18 protein-coding genes are annotated in these 22,079 nt (G+C 72.9%); 6 read left to right on the top strand and 12 right to left on the bottom strand.

Features of this window, described 5'->3' with window-relative positions:
- Window positions 1–106 precede the first annotated feature (106 nt).
- The 3 genes from B4N89_RS25470 to B4N89_RS25480 all read right to left on the bottom strand — a co-directional run bounded on the left by B4N89_RS25470 (window position 107) and on the right by B4N89_RS25480 (window position 2,796).
- The gene (locus tag B4N89_RS25470) at window positions 107–1,576 is read right to left on the bottom strand and encodes an SDR family NAD(P)-dependent oxidoreductase (RefSeq protein WP_078978135.1); all 1,470 of its coding nucleotides are present in this window, start codon (window positions 1,574–1,576) and stop codon (window positions 107–109) included.
- Between the two features lie 176 nt (window positions 1,577–1,752).
- Window positions 1,753–2,184 (bottom strand): nuclear transport factor 2 family protein, encoded by a 432-nt coding sequence (locus B4N89_RS25475; RefSeq protein ID WP_078978136.1) that lies wholly within the window; start codon window positions 2,182–2,184, stop codon window positions 1,753–1,755.
- Window positions 2,185–2,250: 66 nt separating this feature from the next.
- Window positions 2,251–2,796 carry a GNAT family N-acetyltransferase gene (locus tag B4N89_RS25480; RefSeq protein ID WP_235618780.1) on the bottom strand — a complete coding sequence of 182 codons (546 nt, stop codon included), beginning with the start codon at window positions 2,794–2,796 and terminating at the stop codon, window positions 2,251–2,253.
- A gap of 154 nt (window positions 2,797–2,950) precedes the next feature.
- Between B4N89_RS25480 and B4N89_RS25485 the strand changes: the two genes are divergently transcribed.
- Both B4N89_RS25485 and B4N89_RS25490 read left to right on the top strand, forming a co-directional pair.
- Complete coding sequence (locus tag B4N89_RS25485) at window positions 2,951–4,429, top strand: pyridoxal phosphate-dependent decarboxylase family protein (RefSeq protein WP_078978137.1); 1,479 nt, start codon at window positions 2,951–2,953, stop codon at window positions 4,427–4,429.
- A gap of 187 nt (window positions 4,430–4,616) precedes the next feature.
- On the top strand, window positions 4,617–4,889 hold the full coding sequence (locus B4N89_RS25490) for a hypothetical protein (RefSeq protein WP_078978138.1): 273 nt from the start codon (window positions 4,617–4,619) through the stop codon (window positions 4,887–4,889).
- Window positions 4,890–4,971: 82 nt separating this feature from the next.
- Here B4N89_RS25490 and B4N89_RS25495 read toward each other — a convergent pair whose 3' ends face one another.
- Entirely contained in the window at window positions 4,972–5,904 is a 933-nt protein-coding gene (locus B4N89_RS25495) for a Ku protein (protein ID WP_078978139.1), read from the bottom strand.
- Between the two features lie 103 nt (window positions 5,905–6,007).
- On the opposite strand from B4N89_RS25495, the gene ligD reads away from it, so the two are divergent.
- Window positions 6,008–6,889, top strand: a complete 882-nt coding sequence (gene ligD / locus B4N89_RS25500) for a non-homologous end-joining DNA ligase (RefSeq protein ID WP_078978140.1) — start codon at window positions 6,008–6,010, stop codon at window positions 6,887–6,889.
- A 24-nt stretch (window positions 6,890–6,913) separates the two neighbouring features.
- Here ligD and B4N89_RS25505 read toward each other — a convergent pair whose 3' ends face one another.
- The 6 genes from B4N89_RS25505 to B4N89_RS25530 form a co-directional block, all read right to left on the bottom strand.
- Entirely contained in the window at window positions 6,914–7,864 is a 951-nt protein-coding gene (locus tag B4N89_RS25505) for an RNA ligase family protein (protein ID WP_078978141.1), read from the bottom strand.
- A 120-nt stretch (window positions 7,865–7,984) separates the two neighbouring features.
- Entirely contained in the window at window positions 7,985–8,644 is a 660-nt protein-coding gene (locus tag B4N89_RS25510) for a response regulator (RefSeq protein ID WP_078978142.1), read from the bottom strand.
- Window positions 8,641–9,999, bottom strand: a complete 1,359-nt coding sequence (locus B4N89_RS25515) for a sensor histidine kinase (protein WP_078978143.1) — start codon at window positions 9,997–9,999, stop codon at window positions 8,641–8,643. The genes B4N89_RS25510 and B4N89_RS25515 overlap by 4 nt, the downstream gene beginning before the upstream one ends.
- A 113-nt stretch (window positions 10,000–10,112) precedes the next feature.
- Window positions 10,113–10,907, bottom strand: a complete 795-nt coding sequence (locus B4N89_RS25520) for an ABC transporter permease (protein ID WP_078978144.1) — start codon at window positions 10,905–10,907, stop codon at window positions 10,113–10,115.
- Window positions 10,908–10,944: 37 nt separating this feature from the next.
- The gene (locus B4N89_RS25525) at window positions 10,945–11,901 is read right to left on the bottom strand and encodes an ABC transporter ATP-binding protein (RefSeq protein ID WP_078978145.1); all 957 of its coding nucleotides are present in this window, start codon (window positions 11,899–11,901) and stop codon (window positions 10,945–10,947) included.
- Between the two features lie 474 nt (window positions 11,902–12,375).
- Window positions 12,376–16,962 (bottom strand): hypothetical protein, encoded by a 4,587-nt coding sequence (locus B4N89_RS25530; RefSeq protein ID WP_143658079.1) that lies wholly within the window; start codon window positions 16,960–16,962, stop codon window positions 12,376–12,378.
- Window positions 16,963–17,431: 469 nt separating this feature from the next.
- Between B4N89_RS25530 and B4N89_RS25535 the strand changes: the two genes are divergently transcribed.
- From B4N89_RS25535 to B4N89_RS25540, 3 genes are all read left to right on the top strand, one after another.
- Window positions 17,432–18,439: a glutamate--cysteine ligase gene (locus B4N89_RS25535; RefSeq protein ID WP_321170710.1), complete on the top strand. Its 1,008-nt coding sequence runs from the start codon at window positions 17,432–17,434 to the stop codon at window positions 18,437–18,439.
- Window positions 18,415–18,540 carry a hypothetical protein gene (locus B4N89_RS53075; protein WP_321170711.1) on the top strand — a complete coding sequence of 42 codons (126 nt, stop codon included), beginning with the start codon at window positions 18,415–18,417 and terminating at the stop codon, window positions 18,538–18,540. Before B4N89_RS25535 ends, B4N89_RS53075 begins: the two co-directional genes overlap by 25 nt.
- 104 nt (window positions 18,541–18,644) lie before the next feature.
- Window positions 18,645–20,471 carry an NAD-binding protein gene (locus B4N89_RS25540; protein ID WP_235618781.1) on the top strand — a complete coding sequence of 609 codons (1,827 nt, stop codon included), beginning with the start codon at window positions 18,645–18,647 and terminating at the stop codon, window positions 20,469–20,471.
- Between the two features lie 151 nt (window positions 20,472–20,622).
- Here B4N89_RS25540 and B4N89_RS25545 read toward each other — a convergent pair whose 3' ends face one another.
- Window positions 20,623–21,168, bottom strand: coding sequence for a YbaK/EbsC family protein (locus tag B4N89_RS25545; RefSeq protein ID WP_078978147.1), 546 nt, complete (start codon window positions 21,166–21,168; stop codon window positions 20,623–20,625).
- A 92-nt stretch (window positions 21,169–21,260) separates the two neighbouring features.
- A complete protein-coding gene (locus tag B4N89_RS25550) occupies window positions 21,261–21,929 on the bottom strand; it encodes a hemerythrin domain-containing protein (protein ID WP_235618782.1) in 669 nt (222 codons plus the stop codon).
- Window positions 21,930–22,079 lie beyond the last annotated feature (150 nt).

Below are 22,079 nucleotides of genomic sequence, written 5' to 3' on the forward strand. Positions count from 1 at the left end.
CGAAGAGGGTTCAACGGTCGGGAAAGTTTTTTCGGCGGACCCCGACCGGACCCGAAACGGCCCCGGCGGGAATCCTCGCCGGGGCCGAAAAGCGCAGCTCGGCGGCCTACCAGGCGGCCGGCGCGTAGTCCTTGAGGAAGCACCCGTACAGGTCCTCGCCGGCCTCGCCGCGCACGATCGGGTCGTAGACCCGGGCCGCGCCGTCGACCAGGTCGAGCGGCGCGTGGAAGCCCTCGTCGGCCAGGCGCATCTTCTGCGGGTGCGGGCGCTCGTCGGTGATCCAGCCGGTGTCCACGGCGGTCATCAGGATGCCGTCGGACAACATCTCCTCGGCGCTGGTGCGGGTCAGCATGTTCAACGCGGCCTTGGCCATGTTGGTGTGCGGGTGGCCGGGGCCCTTGTAGCCGCGGCTGAACTGGCCCTCCATCGCGGACACGTTGACCACGTACTTCCGACGCGCCTTCGCCGCCGCCATCGCCGGCCGCAGCCGACTGACCAGGACGAACGGCGCGGTCACGTTGCACAGTTGCACCTCGAGCAGTTCGACCGGGTCCACCTCGTGCACGCGCTGCACCCAGCTGTTGACCGGATCCAGGTCGGGGACCAGGCCGCCCGCGTCGATCGCCGTGCCGGTCTCGATCCGGGCGGGCGAGGCCGAGCCGCTGGTCAGCGCGAGCGCGGTGAGCGCCTGCGGGGTCAGCGCCTGGCCCTCGCCGCGGGACTGGCCGGGCAGCAGCACGTGGCCGCTGCCGCCGACGTGCCCGAACGACACCATCTCCGGCAACTCGCCGGCGGGCAGCGGCGCGGCCTCGGCGGCGGCCAGGGCCGCGTACGCCTGCGGGGTCCGGCGTACCGTCTGCGCGGCGTTGTTGATCAGGATGTCCAGTGGCCCCGCCTCGGCCACCGAATCGGCCAGCGCGACCACCTGGGCCGGGTCGCGCAGGTCTATCCCGGCGATCTTGAGCCGGTGCAGCCAGTCGGCGCTGTCCGGCATCGCGGCGAAGCGGCGGATCGCGTCGTTGGGGAAGCGGGTGGTGATCGTGGTGTGCGCGCCGTCGCGCAACAGGCGCAGCGCGATGTACATGCCGATCTTGGCCCGGCCGCCGGTCAGCAGCGCACGGCGGCCGGTCAGGTCGGTGCGCTGGTCGCGGCGGGCCCGGTTGAAGGCGGCGCACTCCGGACACAGCTGGTGATAGAACGCGTCCACCTCGCGGTAGCGCTGCTTGCAGATGTAGCAGGCCCGCGCGCGTTCCAGGACACCGGCGATCTCGGTGGTGGTGACCGTGGTCAGCGCGATCCCCAGCGTCTCGTCGTCGATCCGCCCCGGCGCGCCGGTCGCGGTCGCGGCGGTGACCGCCTCGTCGTTGGCGAGCACCCGGTCCCGGCGCTCCTTGCGGCGGCGCTCCTTGACGCTCTTGTAGATCGCGGCCGTGGCCCGACGGATCCGCACCGCGTCCGGGTGCTCGACGTCGAGGTCCTCCACCTCGGCGAGCACGCTCAGGCACAACTCCATACGGGCGGGGTCGATCCCCTCCGCCACGCCCGTGTCCGCCTGAATCTCGCTACTCGCTGTCATCGCCGTTGCCGTTTCCTGTGCTCGCCGGTGCCACAAAACCCCGGCGGAACTCTACGTCGTGCCGACACGTGGGCCAATTTTCGTGTGGCCCGGCGGTCGTGGCTCCGTACGGAAACGGCGGTCGGCGGTCGATGCGGTCGGACCCGGTTCGTCGCCCTTGCGCGTTCGCCTCGGCGTCAGGCGCCCTGCGCGTAGCCCTGGGCGACGTGCTCCAGCCACCACTGCGGTGCGGCGTTCATGAGCGTCCCGAAGTCCCAGTAGTCGTGCCAGCGCACGATCAGCCCGTCGCGGAACTCGTGCACCGACACGAACGGCAACACCACCTGCTCCCCGGTCTCCCAGTGCCATTCCTCGGCGTGCTCGGTCACCACGAGGTCGCCCTCGGCGACGGTGCTCTTGTGGTGGTGGATGTAGCCGGCGAGCATGTCCAGACCGAGCCGCAGTCGGGCCTCGATCGCCACCGGACCGGTCGCGCCGGGCCCGGGCGCGGCGACGTCCGTGTAGTGGCCGTCGGCGGCGAAGCAGGCCGCGACCTTGGCGAAGTCGCGGGCGTACAGGTCCTGCCAGAACTGTTCGATCAGCCGCTTGTTCGCGGTCGCGTCACTCATGGCGGGCACCTTATGCACGGGCGCCGAAACTGAACAGAGGCAAGGTTTCGGCTGCCCGGTGGGTGCCTACGCGCGGTCGAGCAGCATCACGGTCAGCAGCGGCGCGTTCGGCCAGGCCGGGCGCAGGTCGCAGAGCACGCGATAGCCCCAGCGCTCGTACAGGGCCAACACCCTGGGATGGGTCGGGTCGACCAGCAGCGTCACCCGCTGCTCGGTGCGGGCGGCGAGCAGCCGGTCGTGGATCACCCGTGCCGCGCCCGAGCCCCGCCACGGTTCGCGCACCATCAACTCGTTGAGCGCGAAGGTGCGTCGTCCGTCCTCCTCGATGTCCACCGCCGGCACCGGCTCGGTCAGCCCGATCCACCAGCGCGCGCCGGGCTGGAGGGTGTAGCCGAACGCGTAGCCGACCGGGATGTCGCGACTCCACCCGACCACACACTCGAATCCCGGCGAGGCGGCGTACGCGGCCAGGCGTTCGGCGAAGGTGTCCACCGACTGGAACGGCTGCTCCGACTCGGCCGCGTACACCTCGGCGTAGACGTCGAGCAGCACCTGCCGGATCTCGTCGAGGTCGCCGCCGCGATGGTGGGTCAGCTCGATCTCGGTCGCCACGCTTCCTCCCGGTCGGGGGAATCCGTCCCCGAGAGGGGACTTTCCCCGGGCCGCCCCGCACCACGCCCGCGCGGTGCTCCTGATGGGCCGTCAAAAGTCGTTCCGGGTCGAGAAATACTCGACGCGGATGGGCCGGTCGTGATCCCCTGCTCGGATGGCTGACCCCCTCCACGAACGTGATCTCGCCCGACCCGCCCTCGACCTGGTGGCCAGGGCCGCCGGGCGCTACCTGGAGGCGCTGCCCGACCTGCCGGTCCGCGATCCGGCCGCCGACGTGGTGTTCGACCGGTTGGGCGGCCCGCTGCCCGAGCGCGGTGACGGCACCCTGGCCAGTATCGAGGAACTGCTCGACATCGGTACGCGCGGTGCGATCCAGTCCTCGGGACCCCGGTTCTTCCACCTCGTCGTGGGCGGGGCCACCCCCGCCGCGCAGGCCGGTGACTGGGTCACCGGGCTGCTCGACCAGCCCGCGGGCCTGTGGATCGGGTCGCCGCTGGCGACCGAGGCCGAAACGGTGGTGCTCGGTTGGCTCAAGGACCTGTTCGGGCTGCCCGACACGTACGGCGGGGTGCTCACGCCCAGCGCCACCTTCGCCAACCTCACCGCGCTCGCCTGCGCTCGCCACTGGTGGGCCGCGCGACACGGCGTGGACGTCAGCGCCGACGGGCTGGCCGGGCTGCCGACCATGCCGGTGCTGGCGAGCGGCTACGTACATCCCAGCAACCGCAAGGCGCTGCAGATCCTGGGCTGCGGGCGGGACACGATCCGGATCTGCGCGCGCGACGACGCCGGTCGGGTGGACATCGACGCGATGGAGCGGGCGCTGATCGAGATCGACGGGCCCGCGGTGCTGATCGCCTCGGCGGGCGAGGTGAACACCGGCGACTTCGACCCGATCGACGCGCTCGCCGACCTGGCCCGACGGTACGGCGCCTGGCTGCATGTGGACGGCGCCTTCGGGCTGTTCGCCGGCGTCTCGCCCCGGCTCGCCCACCTGGTGCGCGGCGTCGAGCGGGCGCACTCGGTGGCCGCCGACGGGCACAAGTGGCTGAACGTGCCCTACGAGAGCGGATTCGTGTTCGTGCGCGACGCCGACATGCTGGGCCGGGCGTTCGGGTCCTGGAACGCCCCGTACCTGCCGGAGGCCGGGGACACGCATCTCGACTACAACCGGCTCGGGCCCGAATCCTCGCGCCGCGCCCGGGCGTTGCCGATCTGGGCCACGCTGCGCGCCTACGGCCGGTCCGGCTACCGGGAGATGATCGAACGCCACCACGACCTCGCCTGCCGGCTCGGCGAACTGGTCGAGGAGGCACCCGAGTTGGAACCGCTCGCGCCGGTGCGGCTGTGCGTGGTGTGCTTCCGCTACCGACCGGTCGAGTCGGGCCCGGATGCGCGCACCGAGGCCGAACTGGACGAGTTGAACCGGCGTCTGGGGGCCGAGTTGAACGCGGACGGCCGGGTCTACGTGGGCACCACCGTGTACCGGGGACGGGTGGCGCTGCGCCCCGCGATCGTGAACTGGCGTACGTCGGCGGCCGACATCGATCTGTTCGCGGCGGTGGTGCGGGAGATCGGCGCGCGGGTGGCGGCCGAGCCGCGTGGTGGGACGCCCACGACCGGCGACGCGTAGCGCCGCGCGGGTCGGTCGCGGCGATCGGGACGCGACGTCGAAACGATTCCGCGTAGGGGTCCGGGTGGGCGAACGGGGGGAGTACTTTGAGGAGACCGAGGGCACCTCGTATGCCGTTTGTCCGTGCCGGCGTCGTCAGCGGCGACGCGGACATTCGAGCACCAGGCCGACCGGAGGATTCGAACGCATGTACTCGCAGCACTCGATCGCTGGACACCGCCGAAGCCCCCGCCCCACCGCCGAGATGACCTACGGCCTGGCCTGCACGATGTGCGGGCGTGATCTGCGTGCCCCCGCCGACAAGCCGGCGCCCGACGCGGTGCCGGTCGGCCACGTCGAGGAGCGGCAGACCTTCGCCTGTCGGGGGGTGTGCGCGCGGCTGGCGAGCGGTTCGGCCGACGGCATCGCCGAGGAGCCGGTGTCCCTGGAGGAGCGGATCGCGGCGTTCCCCAAGGCCTGAGCGCACCGCCGGCGCTGCGGCTCGCCGGGCCGGGTGCGGGGGTGTCGCGACCGGCCGGGTGCCGCCGCCGGCCGGGTCCCGGTCAGGCGCTGGTGCGTTTGCGGGTCGTCTTCTTGGCGGCGGCCTTCTTCGCGGTCGCCGCCGACTTGCCCTTCCCCGACGAGCCCCCCGCCGACGTCTTCTTCGCGGCCGACTTGCGGGGCGTGCCCTTCTTCGCGGGTGCGGCCCGGCCGTGACTGCGATTGGCCGCCTCGACGCTCGCGGTGAGCGCCGCCATCAGGTCGACCACGTTGTCCGGCGTCGCGGCGCCCTCCTCGCCCGCCTCGACCGGCTCGGCGCCCTCCAGACGGGCGACCACCAGCGAGTCGAGGGCCTCCTTGTAGTCGTCGTGCAGGGACTGGATGTCGAAGTCCTCGCTGAGCGTGTCCATCAGCGAGGTGGCCATCTTCAACTCCTGCGGCCGGATGTCGAAGGTGCCCTCGGGGGCCAGCCCGTCCGCCGCGCGCACCTCGTCCGGCCACAACATGGTCTGCAGGATCAGGATGTCGTCGTGCACCCGCAGCAGCGCCAGGCTCTCCCGGGTACGCAGGGTGATCTTGGTGACGGCGGACTTGCCGGCCCTGGTCAGCGCCTCGCGCAGCAGGACGTACGGCTTGGCCGCGGCCGGGGTCGCGGTCTGGAGGTAGTACGCCTTGGAGAGCATCAACGGATCGATCTCGTCGTCGCCCACGAACGCGAGCACGTCGATGACCTTCTTGCTGGGCAGCGGCAACTCCGCCATGTCGGCGTCGGTGAGCACCGCCTGCCGGCCGTCGGGCGCCTGATAGGCCTTGGCGATCTCCTTGTACGGCACCTCGCGCTCCTCCAACTCGCAGTAGCGCTTGAGCCGGATCCGGCCGCCGTCCGTCTCGTGCACCTGGTGCAGGGACACGTTGTGTTCCTCGGTGGCGGGGAAGAGTTGGACCGGGATGCTCACCAGTCCGAACGTGATCGCGCCTTTCCAGCTGCTGCGCATCGGCTCTCCAGAATCGCGGGGCGGGCATGGTCCGCTGTGGTGCGTCTTTGCTTCGATGTGCCACAAAATGCATTGAAAACGGGCACAGGGGGACCTTTACCGTATGCCGGACCGCATCGCCACGACAGTCGACGGACGCACCGTGACCCTCTCCCACCTGGACAAGGTCTGGTGGCCCGAGACCGGGTACACCAAGGGCCAGGCGCTGGACTACTACGCCAAGGTGGCCCCCGTGCTGCTTCCGCACGTCGCCGGACGCGCCGCCTCGTTCATCCGCCTCCCCGACGGCGTCGAGGGCGGGACCCGGTTCTACGCGAAGCACGTGCCGCCCGGTGCGCCCGAGTGGGTGAGCACGATCGAGGTGGTCGGGCACGAGGAAACCAGGCGGCAGGTCGACGTCGACTCCCTGGCCACGCTCATGTGGGCGGCCAACCTGGCGGCGATCGAGATCCACGTGCCGCAGTGGGGCACCGACCCGGACGCCCACGACCGGCTGGTCCTGGACCTGGACCCCGGCCCCGGCGCGGGGATGGCCGAGTGTCGCGAGGTCGCGCTGCTGGCCCGGGACGTGCTCGCCGAGGACGGGCTGACCTGCGTGGTCAAGACGTCCGGGAGCAAGGGCCTGCACCTGTACGCGGCCCTCGAACCGACTCCGGAGGCGGCCACGAGCGCCTACGCGAAGGCGCTCGCACAACGCCTGGAACGGGAGCGGCCCGAACTGGTCGTGCACCGGATGGCCAAGAACCTGCGGGCCGGCCGGGTCTTCGTGGACTGGAGCCAGAACGCCTCCGCCAAGACCACCGCCGCGCCGTACACCCTGCGGGCGGGCCCGGAACCGACCGTGTCCGCCCCGGTGACCTGGGCCGAGATCGACTCGGCCGCGGAACTGACCTTCGGGCCCGCCGAGGTGCTGGAACGCGTGGCCCGGGACGGCGACGGCTTCGCGCCACTGCTGGCGGCGCGGACCACGGGGCGGCTGCCCTAACGGCGCCGGGGCCGCGTCGCGTGCTCAGTCCTCGGCCAGGTCCGGGCGTAGGCGGTGCCAGACCGGGTGGCGCAGGAGACCGGCACGGGTGCGGGTGGCGTAGCGGACCTCGCCGACCAGACGCGGCAGCACCCAGTGGGCGTCGACGAGGGCCGGCTCCGGGGTGAACGGGCACGCGTCGATCGCGGACACCCGCAACAACTCGCCGAGCATGGTCCGCTCCCGATCGGCGAAGCCGGACCCGACCGCGCCGACGAAGCGCAGCAGGCCGGCCTCGCGTACCCCCACGAGCAGCGCGCCGGGCAGGTGCGACAACCGGCCGCGACCGGGCAGCCAGCCGCCCACGACCACGTCCAGGGTCTGTGCGTGCCGGATCTTCACCCAGTCCGCCGAGCGCGCCCCGGGCGTGTACACCGAATCCAGCCGCTTGCAGACCAGCCCCTCCAGGCCCGCCTCCCGGGTGGCCGCGAGGGCGGTCTCGCCGTGTCCGATCAGCGCGGTCGGCGTCGACCAGTGCGATCCGTGCAGGCCGAGTCCCTCCAGCAGGCGGCGTCGCTCCAGGTACGGGCGGTCCACCGTGGTCCGCCGATCCAGGAACAGCACGTCGAAGAGCAACAGCCGGACGGGCACCACGTCGCGCATCCGGGCCGCCTCGGCGGGGTGGTCGACCAGGCCCATCCGGGACTGCAACCGCTCGAAGTCGCTGTGCCCGTGCCGGTCCGGCGCGACCACCTCGCCGTCCAGGATCGCCGGCCGCGCGCCCAGGACGTCGCGCAACTCCCGCAACTCCGGGTAGGCCCCGGTGATCTCCGCGCCCGAACGGGCCCGGAAGGTCACCGTCCCGTCGCCCGGGAGGTAGGTGAGACAGCGTTGACCGTCGAGTTTGGTCTCGTACGCCCAGCGCTCGTCCTCGGCCGCGGGCGGCAGCGTGCCCGGGGTGGCCAGCATCGGCGGGTAGAAGGGCAGTTCGGGCATGGGGTGAGCGTGGTCGCACCGCCGCCGATGTACACCCGGCGTCGCCCGGACGGCGCAGCGGCCGACGACCGGGCCCTGTCCCGCGGACTCGGGCGGATTCGCGCGGATCCGCGCGGAGCCTCAGACGAGCAGGCCGCGCCGGTAGGCCTCGGCCACCGCGGCGGCGCGGTCGCGGACGCCGAGCTTGCCGTACAGGTGCAGCAAGTGGGTCTTGACCGTGGCCTCGCTCACGAACAGGGCCGCCGCGGCCTCGCGGTTGGTGGCGCCGCCGGCGACCAGGCGCAGCACCTCCGACTCGCGCGGACTGAGCACCCCCGGGGCCGGCTCGGGAGCGCGGACCCGGCCCATCACCAGGCCCGCCACCGACGGCGAGAGCACCGCCTGCCCCGCGTGCGCGGCCCGCACCCCGCGTACCAGGTCGTCGCGCGGCGCATCCTTGAGCAGGTAGCCGGTCGCCCCCGCCTCCACCGCCGGCAGTACGTCGCGGTCGGTGTCGTACGTCGTCAGCACCAACACGCGGACCTCCGGGGCTACCTCGCGCAGGGCCCGGATCGCCTCGACGCCGCCCATCCGGGGCATCCGCAGGTCCATCAGCACCACGTCCACCCCGCCCACCCGGACCCGGTCGACCGCCGCCGCGCCGTCGCCCGCCTCGCCGACCACGTCGAAGTCGGGGTCGCCGGCGAAGATGCCGCGCAGGCCGTCCCGGACCACCGGGTGATCGTCGACGATCAGCAGGCGGATCGGGGCCTCGCCGGGGGCGGGGTGGGCGGCGCTCATGCGGGCGTCTCCTTCGGGGTGGAGCGGAGGATGTCGGCGGGCATGCCGGTCGGGACGGACACGTTGACCGCGGTGCCCTCGCCGGGGGCGCCCTCGATGGTGACGGTGCCGCCGACTCCGGCCACCCGGTGGCGCATCGCGTGCAGGCCGTAGCCGCCGTGCCGGTCGGGGCGGGCGTCGTCGGATCCGGCCGGGCCGACGCCGTCGTCGCGGACGTCGAGCAGGACCACGTCGTCCAGGTAGGTCAACGAGACCCCGACGCGGGTGGCGTGGGCGTGCTTCGCGACGTTGGCCAGCGCCTCCTGCGCGGCCCGGAACAGGGCCACCTCGCAGTCCACCGCAAGCGCCCGCACGACGCCGTCGGTCCCGGCGGCGGCCGGCGTGCCGGTGCTCTCGGACCAGCGCGCGACCAACTCGCCGATCGCCTCCGGCAGATGTACCCGCTCCGCGAGCAGCGCGGGCCGCAGCGCCTCGACCGAGCGGCGCGCCTCGCTCAGGCCGTCCCGGGCCAGATCGCGGGCCTGGTCGAGATGCCGCTGCCAGTCGGCCGGTACGCCGCCGTGCCGGCGGGCCTGCTCGTGCGCCGCGCCCAGTTGGGTGACGATGCCCGCCAGGCCCTGCGCGATCGTGTCGTGGATCTCGCCGGCCAGCCGCTGTCGCTCGGCCAGGACACCCGCCTCCCGGGCCTGGTTGAGCAGTTGCGCGTGCAGGCCGGTGTTCTCCCGCAGCGCGGTCTCCAGGCGTGCGTTGGCGTCGGCGAGCGCGTCGATGACCTGCTTGCGCTCCTCGTTCTGCACCTGCACGGCGTGGCCGACCAGGACGATCGCGGACGCGATGATCGCGTTGATCGCGGTGAGCGAGAGATAGAGCGGGAGGTTGCCGACGGTGAACTCGGCACGTCCGCCCATCTGGGCCAGGGTGATCACCGCGGCGGTGGCGACGGTGGCGGTCGTGCCGAGCCGGCCGAAACCGAAGCGGCGGGCGTCCACGTAGCCGAGGAAGGCGAACACCGCGAACCAGGGGTTGAGCGCGACCAGGACCGCGCTCAACCCCCACCGGACCCAGAAATAGAGGTGGAACAGGCGCGGCCGCTCCGGGCCGATCGGGCGACGGCCGTCCATCCACCACGACCAGGCGCCGGCCACGACGGTCAGGAGCAGGGCGGCCCGGTACTCGCCGGCGGAGCCGTAGCCGTGCGCGACGCTGAGGGTGGCGAGCACGGCCGAGGCGGTGAGAAGGAAGAACGGGGCGAATCTGCGGTAGCGGGCGATCCGCGCGTCGTCGCGCTCGGTGCGGTCCCGGAGGGCGGAGTGCCCGGGGCCGACCCGGCCGGGGGTGTCGTCCGCCGTCGCCACGTCGATCGGCCCTTCCTCCCTGGGGCAAGTGCTCGGGGGTATGTACTCGGGGGTATGTACGTATGTACCACCGGGATCCTCTCACCGGGCCCGGGCGGTTCGCCCGAGCCGGGTCACTCCCAGCGGAACCAGCGGGCCGAGGCGATGCCGAAGACCAGGGCGTAGCCGGCCAGGACCGGCAACGCGGAACCGTGCGGCCAATGACCGGCGGTCGCGTCGCCCAGGGCCCGGACGCCTGCGCCGAGCGGTGTGCAGTCGCCGATCGTGCGCAGGGTGTCCGGCATCTTGGCACGGGGCAGCCACAGGCCGGCGAAGAACATCGACACGAAGAACAACACCGCGCCCGCGCCGTTGGCGACCTTGGTGTCGGCGGCGACGGCGGAGACGAACAGCCCGATCGCGAACAGCGCGAGAGCGGTCAGGGCGATGGTGACCACGTACGCGAACGGCGCTCGCGGCAGGTGCACGCCGAACGCGAAGCGGGCGACCAGGGTGATCACGGCGGTGGCCAGCGTGGCGACCGCGCCGTGGATCAGGATCTGCGCGCCCAGCACCCGGCTCGGCGGCAGCGGCGTGGTGGACAACCGACGCAGCACACCCTTCTCCCGGTAGCCGGCCAGCACCGGCGGCATCGCGTTCAGCGCGAGCATCGCGAAGGTGAACGCGGTCAGGATCGGGACATACGCCTCGACCACGCTCTGCCCGTCGAGGTCGTCGCCGTGCTTGCGGGTGCCCGGGATCGAGCCGAGCACGACGAGCAGCACCACGGGAAAGAGCAGGCCCCACAGCAGGCCGACCGGTTCGCGCAGGAACAGGCGCAGTTCGGTACGGGTGACCCGGGCCAGGAGGCCGCGCGCGGGGCGGCGGCGGGTGAGGGTGATGGGTGCGGGGGTGGTCGCGGTGGACATGAGGGCTCCAGGGAGGAGGCGGGTGGGGGGCTGGTGCTCAGCGCCGGTCGACGGTGCGGGCATCTGCGCCCGCGTTGGGGTCGGTATCGGTCAGCGCCAGGTAGGCGTCGTCCAGGTCGGGGCTGTCCACGCGCAGGTTCTCGGCGATCACGCCGGCGCGGGCGAGCAGCGCGGTGACGCCGGTGAGTACGTCCGGGGCGCCGGTGATCACGATCCGGTCGTCGATCTCGGTCAGCTCCCGGACCTGGGGGAGCGCGGCCAGGTCGGCGCGCAACTCCGGGGTGAGCGGGGTCCGGGGGCGAAAGCGCACGATCTGGTGGCGGACGACCCGTTCGATCAGCGCCTGCGGGGTGTCGAGGGCGACGATCCGGCCGCCGTCGAGCACCGCGACGCGGTCGCAGAGCCGTTCGGCCTCCTCCATGAAGTGGGTGACCAGGAGCACCGTGACCCCCGCGTCGCGGATCTCCTCCACCAGCGACCAGGTGTCCCGGCGGGCCTGCGGGTCGAGTCCGGTGGTGAGCTCGTCCAGGATCACCACGCGCGGCGCGCCGATCAGCGCGAGGGCGATGGACAGCCGCTGCTGGAGGCCGCCGGAGAGTTTGGCGTACGGGGTGCGCAGATGCGCGTCGAGGCCGAGCCGGGTGAGCAGCGGGCCCGGGTCGATCGGGGCGCGGTGGCAGGCGGCGTACAGCTCGATCGCCTCGGCCACCCGCAACTTGTCCGGCAGCGCGCTCTGTTGCAGTTGCACGCCGAGCACGTGCCGCACCTCGTTGCGCTGCGTCCGCGGGTCGAGCCCGAGCACGCGCGCCGTGCCGCCGTCGGGCCGGCGCAGCCCGGTCACGCACTCGACGGTGGTCGTCTTGCCGGCTCCGTTGGGACCGACCAGGCCGAAGATCTCGCCGACGTCGACGCCGAAGGAGACGTCCCGCAGAACGGACTTGCCGGGGTAGGACTTGCTCAACCCCTCGACGCGTACCGCTTCGACATTCACCATGGTGGGTGACCACTCCCCGCACTCCGGGCCGACCTCGTGCCGACCCCTACGAGGATGCGATCGGACCCGGCGCCCCCGAATCCACCGACGAGCCCCACTCACCACGAGCCCCGGTGGACCCCCATCCACCGATCGGTGGATGACCGGACGGCGCAAACAGGCCGGCGCTTCTCATCGCGGGGGACGGAGGGCGACGCGGCGGCGGCCCATCACCGACTCGGACTGACCATGGACCGGGCACCGGGCACCGGCAGCCCAAGGCGCAACGGGCGCCGGGAACGCCCGGCCCACCGGGGGAGGCACGCCCGGCAGACTCGACCCGAGCCCCCTCCCTGCCCGGCGCTGCCGGCCGGGTTTCGCCGAGCAACGCGCCCGTCTCGTATCCCGGCCGGTCCGGGAAGGCTCCTGGCGGGCCGAATCCGGCTGCCATCCCGCGCCGTGCCGCGCCGTGCCGTGCCGCGCTCTCCGCCTCCGCTACGGGGTGCGGGTGAGCAGGTTGTGGATGGTTGAGGTCGGGGACTCCGGGTGCCATGTGGGGTCTTGGGCTGTCAGGGCCGCGTAGACGTGGGGCCAGTGGGGCTTGGTGGTCGTCAGGATGGATTCGATTTCGGTTCGGGCTTCGTGGCCGGTCGCTCGGATTCGGGTGGGAACTTCGAGGCGGTGGGTGGACTCGGCTATCCAGCGGAGGATCGTGGCGGCGCCTCTGGCCTTGTGGACCAGGTCCCTTCCGGTGAGGTGTCCCCTCGTGACCAGGTCGTCCAGGTGGGTGTACCACGTGGCGTCGCCGAGGGCGGATCGGCCGGTGGCGATCGAGGCGCGTGCGTGTGCGGGGTCGAGGAGGGCGGAGCGGCGGGCGGCGTAGAAGTCGACCGGGCCGAGTTCGAGGAGCCTCGCGGGGGAGTCGCGCTGGAGGACGAGGCGGCTCAGGACCTCCCGGGGGAAGGGCTCTCGTTCGTGTTCGGCCAGGATCAGGTCCCAGTCCTGGATGTACGGCAGGTCCATTGCCTCGTCGGTGTCGGCAACACCGGTGCAGCGGCGCAGCTTCGCGACCAACTTGTCGCCGCTCCGCTCGCGGTCGATGCGGGCGGTGAGTGTCGCGTCGGGGTCGGCCTCGGTGAGTGCCTTGGCCACCAACCGGCCGGCCGTGGCGCCGAGCACGCCCTCCTCGACCAATGCCCCGATCCGGTCCGCGCCGCCGTGCCGCAGCAGACCGCGTGCGCCGATGAGCCGGTCCGACAACGAGACCTTCCGGCCGAGTTGCCGCAGCGCGTGCTCGACGATCTCCGGGTCGGCCGCCTCCACCTTCAGGCGCAGCGCGGACAGGAGCGAGGCGGTGGGCCGGTGGGACATCAGCAACTGCGCGCGCAGATCCGGGTCGAGCGCGAGCAGATCGTCGGGGCCGGTCGTGGGCCGACCCTGCGGCACCCGGGAGAGCACCACGCGTCGGATCGAGGCGCCCTCGTCCTCCAGGGGTGAGCCGTACAGGTCGCGGTTCAGTTCGGGGTCGTCGAGACCCAACAGCCGCTTCAGGAGCAGCGGGCTCTCGGTGTGGGTCGCGACGATCCGCAGCGCGGCGTGGTCGTTCGCGAGGAACGGGTACTCGTCCAGCGCCCGGGACGAGTACTCGATGTGCCGCGAGTACGCCCACAGCGAGGGATAGGCGTGCGGGCCGAGTCGCGGCAGGATCGCCACCAGCGCCTCGGCCGAGGCGTGCAGCAGGAGGTCGCCGGCCGGCCACAGCCAGGCGCGCGGGACCCGCCACTCGGCCTCCCACACCACCGCGGCCTCGACCGTGTGCGGGGATTCGAGGCGCTGCCAGGCGGCCTCCCGATCCGCCTCGGCGACGGGCTCGGACTCCACCGCCGTCTCCAGGAGTTCCGTGATCGGCCGATCCCCCGCCGTCCCCATCGCCGTCAGCGCCCGCAACCACCGGTCCGGGTCCACGCCCAGTCGGTCGGCCACCAGCGTGCCGACCGCCCGGTCGATCGGGGCCGCCACGATTCGGGACCGCCACTTTCGGGGCAGCGGGGTCAGCGCCCGTGTCGGGAGGATGCCGAGGATGTCGGTCGGCCCGACGATGCCGTGCCGGTAGGCGCCCTCGGCGAGGTATTCGCCGCCACCGCCGCGGCCCTCCACGAAGTAGTCCCGGATCCAGCGCAAAAACGCGGCCGGTGCGGCCGAACCCGGCCAGGTGTCCCGAGACGGGTATTGCGCGGGGCGCCCGGTCGGCCTGCCCGCCAGGATCGCGGCGACCCGGTCCGCCGTCGGCTTCTCCAGGCCCTTGTTCTCGCCGAGCGCGGCCAGCACCTCCGGCTCGCCGAGATCGATCAGGTCGTTGGCGACCGACTCGTCGAACACCCGGCGCCCCAGGGCCACTCGCGGCTCGACCGACTCGCTCGCGAAGCACGCCTCGTAGAGCCAGCCCGGGTACTCGTAGCCGGGCGCGTCGAATGTCGACAACGAGGCCAGCGCGGCGAGCACGGCCGGATCGTCGGGTACCGGTGCGGCCTCGGGATCGCCGCCGGCCGCGCCGGCCAGCGTGCGCAGCAGGTCCACCGCGACCAGGCGCGAGGTGCGGTCCGGCTCGGCCTCGCGCTCCCGGCTCCGCCGGGCGTTCGCCGCCGGCGTCGCCGGACTCGCGGTCGCCGGCACCGATGCGGTCAGCGCGGACTCGGCCGCCTCGCGCCGGGCCTGTACGAGCGCGGCGGCGTCGGCCCGGGCCACCTCCTCGGCGTCCGGCCGGGGGCCCGCCGCCTGCCCGGCCAGCGTGACCAGTTCGGCGAGCGAGCCGTTGAACTCCTCGACCAGTCCCACCGCGATCGCCAACGCCTCGGTGTGGCCCGCGAGGTGATCCCGAGTCAGTTCGGTGAGCCGATCCCGCATCGGACCCACGACCAAGGTCGGGCTCATCCGCTTGATGCTCGCGACCACCGCGTGCGCGGGATAGGCGACGTCCACCAGGTCCACGGGGTCGAGCAGGCCGTGCTCGACCGCCGCGTTGGCCCAGTCCTCGTCCCGGTTGAACGCCTTGGTGCGCAACCACTCCCGCGGCGCGAAGTCGACCGCGCGACGCCCGTAATCGCGCAGGAAGTTGACCAACTCCAGTTGCAGCGAGGCCCGATCCGCGTCGGTGGCGTCCTCGTGCCGGATCAGGTCGTCGAGCGCCTCGTACGCGAACGGCTCCACACGGTTGGCCGCCATCAGCAGCGGGAAGTCGTGCGCGTACGGCTCGTGGACCAGGTCGCGCACGGCGGTTCGACTGGTCCGGGTCTGGAAGCGGTTCGGCAGCGTGGCCGGATCGTCGTACGGCTCACCGCTCGCGCGCAGGTCGGCCAAGCCGTCCTCGGCCTTGAGCGCGGCCTCCACCCGCTTGCGGACCTGTGCGGCCGTGCTCGTGCCGGTGGCGTCCAGCAACTCGCGGACGCCCTCCGGGCCGTGCCGCTCCCAGACCCGGATGTACGCGTACTGCTGGGCGATCTTGCGGCAGCCGAACCCCAGGGCCAGAGCCGCCAGTTCGGGCTCGCCGCAGACCACGAGCGGAAGCAGCGTGCGGCGGTCGCCGCCGGCGAGGAGTTCCTTGCGCAGACCCGGGTCCAGCGGCGCGCGGCGGGCGATGGTGCGGCGCAGCGACGGGGTCGAGCGCATACTCATGTACGCGGCGGCGTCCACCGCCGGGACCCGCTTGTCGACCAGGCGGGCCAATTCGCGGACGTCCAGGCCGATGTTGCGCGCCAACGCCTCCCACGCGCGCGGGTCGGTGGAGGCGATAGCCGCCTCGTGTACGCGCCGCGGCAGCGAGCCGCTGGAGAGCAGGTCGCGGACCAGCGCGTCGGGCAGCGCGGGCAACACCTCGCGCAGGTCGTCGGGGTCGGCCGAGGTGAGCAGGTAGCGGTAGGGCTTGGTCAGGGTCGGCGGCGGACCGCCGACCGGTTCCGCCGGCGCGGTGATGGTGCCGGCCGCGATCTCGGCCAACAACGCGGGCAGCGTCGCACGGTGCCGGGGCAGCACGGCGCGCAGCGTGTGCCAGCGGTCGCCGTGCGCGCCCAGCCGGCGGTGCAGCAGCTCGCGCAGCTCGGCGTGGTCCGGGAGTTCGAGCAGGGTGGCCACGGCGGTACGGGCGGGGGTCACCTCGTGGATGATCCGCGCCACGTCGCCGGGCTCGGCCGAATCGCGGGTGAGCACGGCGATTCGGGCCAGTGCCGGGTGTTTGGGCAGATCGATCGCCGCGCGCAGTACGGCCGGCGTCGGCCGGGCCACCGGGCCGACCGCCGTCGGATAGGCCGTGTAGAGCGCGACGAGCAGCTCCTCCGGACACTCGTCGTCGGCGGCCAGCACCACGGCGATCGCCTCCGGCAGCGGTTCGTCCCGATGCGCCACGGTCACCGCGGCCCAATCGACCCCGCGCCGCCAGGTCGCCGGCCGGATCCCGGCCCGCAACTCGGCGATCAGCCCCACGGCCCCCTCGGCCTCGGCGACGGCGGCCGCCAGATGCGCGCCGCCCGACTCCTGCGCACCACCCGGCCCGTCCGCGAGCGCGGCGACCTCGGGCCGTACATGTCGCACCGCCTCCGCCAACAGCCCATCTCCGCCGAACCGTTGCAGCGACAGCAGCCCCCTCAGCTCCTCCGCGACGGTCAACGCCCCGGCGCACACCCGCAACGCGTGCACGACCAACTCCGGCCGATCGGCCACCACCGCCGCGCCCAACCGGCGCGGCAGCGCGGTTTCGGCGGGCAGCGCGAGCAGTTCCGCGTGCAACGCGGCCAACGGATGCGGCTCGTCGGGATACCGGCCCGGCGCGAGCACCACCCGGCGCATCCACGCGGCCGCTTCGGGGTGCGCGTACACGATGCGATCGACGACGGGGTCGGGCTGCTCCAACAGCGCGCCCAGATCGGCCGAGGTCAGCGCCGACGAGTTGGTTGCCACGGCCCGCCGGACCCACGGATCGGGGTCGAGCGCGGCCAACGAGCGCAGGCGCGGGGTGAGTCCCTTGTCGGCGAGCAGTGCGGCGATCACCTCGTCGCCGAGGCGATGACGGACCCGGCCGAGGTCGCCCACCGCGGCCCCTTCGAACAAGAGTCCGACCAGCAAGGCCTTGTTCGCGACCTGAACCCCAGACACCACACGCCCCCCACACTCACCTGTTCGGTTACCGGGATCCACCCCATCACAACGGCCGGACATCGGGCGTGTCGACCCCGCGGCAAACGGCCCCGAACCTGCCCCGAGCAGCGCCCCGCAGCGCCCCCGCCCTCGCCCCCGCCCCGGTCCAGACCCCGTCCGGACGTGTCGACCTGTGGTGGTTACGGGTACAACCGATCGAGTCCTCCCAAGTAATACGACCTGTCCGGATCTTGGTCGAGCACGTCGTGGGTCGCGATGCCGCACCGTGTGGGGTTCGGGGACATTCCCGAGGGCTGCGGGGTACCGGGGCACGGGTCGTGGCGCGTAGCGGCCGCCGGTGGGTCAGGTCCTGGTGGAGGCCCTGCCCGGCGGGTCTTGGCCCGCTCGAAAGGACGGTTCGGTGATGACCACCCTGGGTGTCGAGGAGGAGTACCTGCTCGTGGACCCGGTCAGCGGCCTACCGGCACCGGCGGCGGAACGGGTCCGCGCGGAGGCGTGCCTGCGGCCCGGTCTCGGTGTCGGCGATGTACAACCCGAGCTGCTCAAGGCGCAGTTGGAGGTGGCGACCCCCGTCTGCAACTCGCTCGACGAGATCGGCGGACACCTGCATCGCATGCGCGGCGAGTTGTCGGCGGCGGCCGAACGCAGCGGTTGCCGGATGATCGCCTGCGGGACCGCGCCCGTGGGCAACGGGAAGATGATGGAGATCAGCGAACACCCGCGCTATCTGGCGATCCGGGCGAACGCCCGCCGGTTGGCCGACGTGCAGCTGATCCACGGGATGCACGTACATGTCGCCGTGCCGGATCGGGAGACCGGCGTGCAAGTGGTCAACCGGATCCGGCCCTGGTTGCCCGTGTTGGTCGCGATGGGCGCCAACTCGCCGATCTGGCAGGGCATGGACACCGGGTTCGCCAGCTGGCGAACGATCCATTACGCGCGCTGGCCGGTGGAGGGGCAACCTCCGGTGTTCCTGGACCTGGAGGAGTACGAGCGGCGGGTGGACGCGCTGCTCGCGGTGGGGGTGATGCTGGATCGGGGTCAGGTGTACTGGCAGGTGCGGCTGTCCGAGCGGTTCCCGACCATCGAGATCCGCTGCCCCGACGTGCAACTGCGGGCGGACGACGCGGTGATGCTGGCCGGCCTGGTGCGGGCCCTGGTGGTGACCGCGTTGCAACAACACGACAAGAAGGCGCCGTACGCCGCGCCCGACCAGGAACTGCTGCGCGCCGCCTGCTGGATGGCCGCCCGCGACGGACTGGAAGCGGAACTGTTCGGACCGGTGGGGCCGGCGGGCGTTGCCCGGCGGATCGACGCGGGGACCTGGTCGGCGAGCTGCTGCGGCACGTGGCCCCGGTGCTGGAGCAATTCGGGGACACCGCGCAGGTGTTCGCGCTGGTGGACCGGATGATCCTGGAGGGGACCGGGGCCGATCGCCAGCGGGCGGCGTTCGCCGCCGGGGGAATGCAGAGCGTCATGGACCTGCTGATCTCGGACACCGCGCCGAGGTAGGAGCAGCGCCGACGCCGGGGGCAGGGGGATCGGTCGGGGGTTCGGGGGATACGGCCGGGAAGAAAGGGGCTGACGGGGGACGGCCCGGCGGGCAGGGTGGGGGTGTGTCGACTCCTTCGCACCACCCGACTCCCGCGCCTCGGACCGGACACCTGGTGGTGTGCGGCGACGACGCGCTCGCGCAGCGACTCTCCTACGAACTGGCGCGCGTCTACGGGGAACACGTGACCGTGCTGCTGCCCTCGGTGCACCGCAATCACGGGCCCCAGATCGACGATCTCGCCCGGGCCGGCGGTGTGGCGGTGGTCGAGGCCGCCGAGGCGGACGACGACGCGCTGCGCTCGGCGGGCGTCCCGGGCGCGGCGGCCCTGGCGTTGGTGTACCGCGACGACCGGGCCAACATCCACGCGGCGCTGCGGGCGCGCCGACTGGATCCGCGGATCCGCCTGGTGGTGCGGCTGTACAACCGCAAACTGGGCCGGCATCTGGAGGACCTGCTGGATCGGGCGGTCGCGTCCCGGGCCGACGACGGGTCGGCCCGGGACGTGACCACCACCGTGCTCTCCGACGCGGACACCGCCACCCCCGCGCTGGTCGCGGCGGCGATCTCCGGCGCGGACAAGGTGGTCCAGGCCGACGGGCTGCTGCTGCGGGTGGCCGAGCGGCCGGCCGCCGAACCCGATCCGGCGCCGTACCGGTACACCCTCGCACTGGCCGCCGACGGCTCCGGCGGCAGCCCCGACCTGCTGCCGGACGAGGCCGACGTGGTCGCGTCCGGGACGGCCCGGGGGCGGACCGTGCTGGAGACGATCGGCCTCGCCGAGGGCGCCGCGACGCCCGTCAACCGACCCCGGATGCCCCCGGCGCTGCCGGTGGCCACACTCTTCCCGCGCCGGCTGCGCTACGCCGTGGTCGGCCTGGTGGCGCTGTTGTTCGTGTTCGCGGGGTTGACGTGGTGGGTCACCCGGGATCCGCCGATGCGCGCCGCGTACCGCTCGATCCTGGACGTGTTCGGAATGGGCGATCCCGCGATCGGCGAGAACACCGGGCGGCAGATCCTCCAGGTCCTGTCCGGAATGGCCGGAATGGCGCTGCTGCCCCTGCTGTTCGCGGTGGTGCTGGAGAGCCTGGGCACGTTCCGCACCGCGACCATCCAGCGATTGCCACCGCGCGCCATCGCCGATCACGTGGTGCTGCTCGGACTGGGCAAAATCGGTACGCGGGTGCTGGATCGGCTGTGCGACCTGGGCATCCCCGTGGTGTGCGTGGAACGCGACCCGCAGGCACTCGGCATCGCGACCGCACACGCCCGGCGGGTACCGCTGGTGATCGGCGACGTGACCCGCGAAGGCGTCCTGGAGGCCGCGCACATCGGGACGAGCCGGGCCCTGCTGGCGCTCACCAGCGACGACGCGATCAACCTGGAGGCGGTCCTGTACGCCCGCGAGGTGGATCCCGAACTGCGGGTGGTGCTGAGGCTGTTCGACGACGACTTCGCCAAGTCCGTGAACGCGACGCTGCGCCAGTCGTATCCGCTCGCGCGCACCCGCAGCCGCAGTGTGTCGTCGTTGTCCGCACCGGCGTTCGCGGGCGCGCTGATGGGGCGCCAGATCCTCGGCGCGATCTCGGTGGAGCGCGAGGTGCTGCTGTTCGCGGCGGTCGACGTCGCGGGCCACCCGGAACTCCAGGGCCACACCGTCGCGCAATCGTTTCGGGCGGGCCGATGGCGGGTCCTGGCCCTGGACACGACCGAGCGGCCCGCGCCCGGTGCGGCCGCGTCGCCGGGTGCGCGCCGCTCGGTCGTCGTACCCTCCTCGGATCACCGGCTGCTCCCGACGGATCGGGTCGTCCTGGCCGCCACCCGCCAGGGGCTCGCGGAACTCCTGCGTGAGGACGTGAGCCGGGCCGACCGGGGCCCGAGCGAACCGTGAACGACGGCGGTGCGTACGCGGCGGATCGGTCGGGCGATCGCGGTTCGCGCCGCACCGCCGACGTTCGGGCCGCGCCACGCGGGCCGCCCTGCCCGGGCCGGGAATCGTGGCCGGGCAGGGCGTGGGGGCGTCGGATGGACTCCGGCGTCGGTCAGGCGATCGGGATGCCGAGGTCCGGAACGACCTCCGCGCCCGGGAGTTCGGCCAGCAGCCGACCCGGGACCCACAACTTCGAGCCGCGGATCCCGGAGCCGACCACGATTCCCGGATGCGCGGCCACGGCGGCGTCGATCAGGACGGGCCAGTCGGCGGGCAGGCCGATCGGGGTGATGCCGCCGTACTCCATCCCGGTCGCGGCCAACACCACGTCCACCGGCGCGAACGAGGCCTTGCGCGCGTCGAGTCGGCGTCGTACCAGGCCGTTGACGTCCGCGCGGGTGGTGGCGGCGATCAGGCAGGCCGCGTAGCCGACGGTGCCGCCGCGCTTGGCCGCGATCACCACACAGTTCGCGCCGTCGGCCGGGGCCACGTCGTAGCGGTCGCAGAACGCGGCGGTGTCCGCCAGTTCCGGATCGATCGCGGCCACCTTCACCAGCTCGGCGGACGCGGGCGGCCAACCGGCCAGTGCGCGGGCTACGGGCTCCGCGAGCAACTCGGGTCGGGTCAGGGCGGGATGCAGGTCGAGTGCGGTGGTCATGGACCCATCCAAACGCACCCGACGCGGCGATGCGCGCAGCCGGGCCCGGCGGCGGTACCCGGTCCGGAGCCCGGCGGGCGGCGGGCACCGGGTCAGCCTCGGACCCGGCGGACCATGCGGGCGTACATCGGCCGGCCCATCACGTACCAGATCAGCCGGGCCTGGAGCGGGAGCCCGCCCAGCATCTGCGCCCGCTCCCGGTCCGTCGCATCCTCCAGGACGATGCCGAGCAGCAGCAGGATCTGCGGCTTGGGCGTGGACTCGACGAAGTGTTCGCCCAAGGCATGCCACTCCGCCGCGGTGAGCAGGCGCTGGGCCAGCGGCAGCAGTTCGCCCTCCTCGTCGTCCAGGTGTTCGATCAGCGCCGCGCGGTGTTCGACGAGCGCCGCGACCAGCGCGTCGCGTTCGGCGACCCCGGCACCCGCCGCCCAGGCGGTGGCCGATTGCTCGGCCGCGGCCAGCGAACCGGCGACCCGCTCGTGCTGGGCCTCCATCCGCAACACCAGCTCGGCCTCCAGGTCGACGCGGGCCAGCAGCGGCGGCCACAGCAGCTCGTCCTCGCCGGTGTGGTGGCCGTGCAGACCGAGGCGGTACAGGTCGAAGTGCTCGGCGAGCACCTTGGCACGAGCGGTGTCACCCGGCTCGACCGCGCCGATCAGCTCGATCAGCAGCCGCGATTCGCGCCGCAACCCGCGGTGGATGACGGCCATCTCGCGGGTGTCGAAGCCGGCCTGCGCGGGGGTGATGGGGGTGGTGGTCATGGCGATGATCCCTTTCGGCGACCCCCGACCCGTCGTCGTGGGGAGTGGTGCAAGCCTGGTCCCGCCGTCTTGGAACAATCCTGGAAGGCGCCTGGAAGGAACATGGAGCGGCCCGGTCGGGTTGTCCCAGGACCGGTACGGGTGGTCACC

Source organism: Embleya scabrispora (assembly GCF_002024165.1).
Taxonomy (GTDB): Bacteria; Actinomycetota; Actinomycetes; order Streptomycetales; family Streptomycetaceae; genus Embleya; species Embleya scabrispora_A.

Excerpts from the sequence above, each read along its gene's own strand:
- B4N89_RS25470 (WP_078978135.1), bottom strand. The coding sequence starts at position 1,576 with ATGACAGCGAGTAGCGAGATTCAGGCGGACACGGGCGTGGCGGAGGGG.
- B4N89_RS25475 (WP_078978136.1), bottom strand. The coding sequence starts at position 2,184 with ATGAGTGACGCGACCGCGAACAAGCGGCTGATCGAACAGTTCTGGCAG.
- B4N89_RS25485 (WP_078978137.1), top strand. The coding sequence starts at position 2,951 with ATGGCTGACCCCCTCCACGAACGTGATCTCGCCCGACCCGCCCTCGAC.
- B4N89_RS25490 (WP_078978138.1), top strand. The coding sequence starts at position 4,617 with ATGTACTCGCAGCACTCGATCGCTGGACACCGCCGAAGCCCCCGCCCC.
- B4N89_RS25495 (WP_078978139.1), bottom strand. The coding sequence starts at position 5,904 with ATGCGCAGCAGCTGGAAAGGCGCGATCACGTTCGGACTGGTGAGCATC.
- ligD (WP_078978140.1), top strand. The coding sequence starts at position 6,008 with ATGCCGGACCGCATCGCCACGACAGTCGACGGACGCACCGTGACCCTC.
- B4N89_RS25505 (WP_078978141.1), bottom strand. The coding sequence starts at position 7,864 with ATGCCCGAACTGCCCTTCTACCCGCCGATGCTGGCCACCCCGGGCACG.
- B4N89_RS25510 (WP_078978142.1), bottom strand. The coding sequence starts at position 8,644 with ATGAGCGCCGCCCACCCCGCCCCCGGCGAGGCCCCGATCCGCCTGCTG.
- B4N89_RS25520 (WP_078978144.1), bottom strand. The coding sequence starts at position 10,907 with ATGTCCACCGCGACCACCCCCGCACCCATCACCCTCACCCGCCGCCGC.
- B4N89_RS25525 (WP_078978145.1), bottom strand. The coding sequence starts at position 11,901 with ATGGTGAATGTCGAAGCGGTACGCGTCGAGGGGTTGAGCAAGTCCTAC.
- B4N89_RS25535 (WP_321170710.1), top strand. The coding sequence starts at position 17,432 with ATGACCACCCTGGGTGTCGAGGAGGAGTACCTGCTCGTGGACCCGGTC.
- B4N89_RS25545 (WP_078978147.1), bottom strand. The coding sequence starts at position 21,168 with ATGACCACCGCACTCGACCTGCATCCCGCCCTGACCCGACCCGAGTTG.
- B4N89_RS25550 (WP_235618782.1), bottom strand. The coding sequence starts at position 21,929 with ATGACCACCACCCCCATCACCCCCGCGCAGGCCGGCTTCGACACCCGC.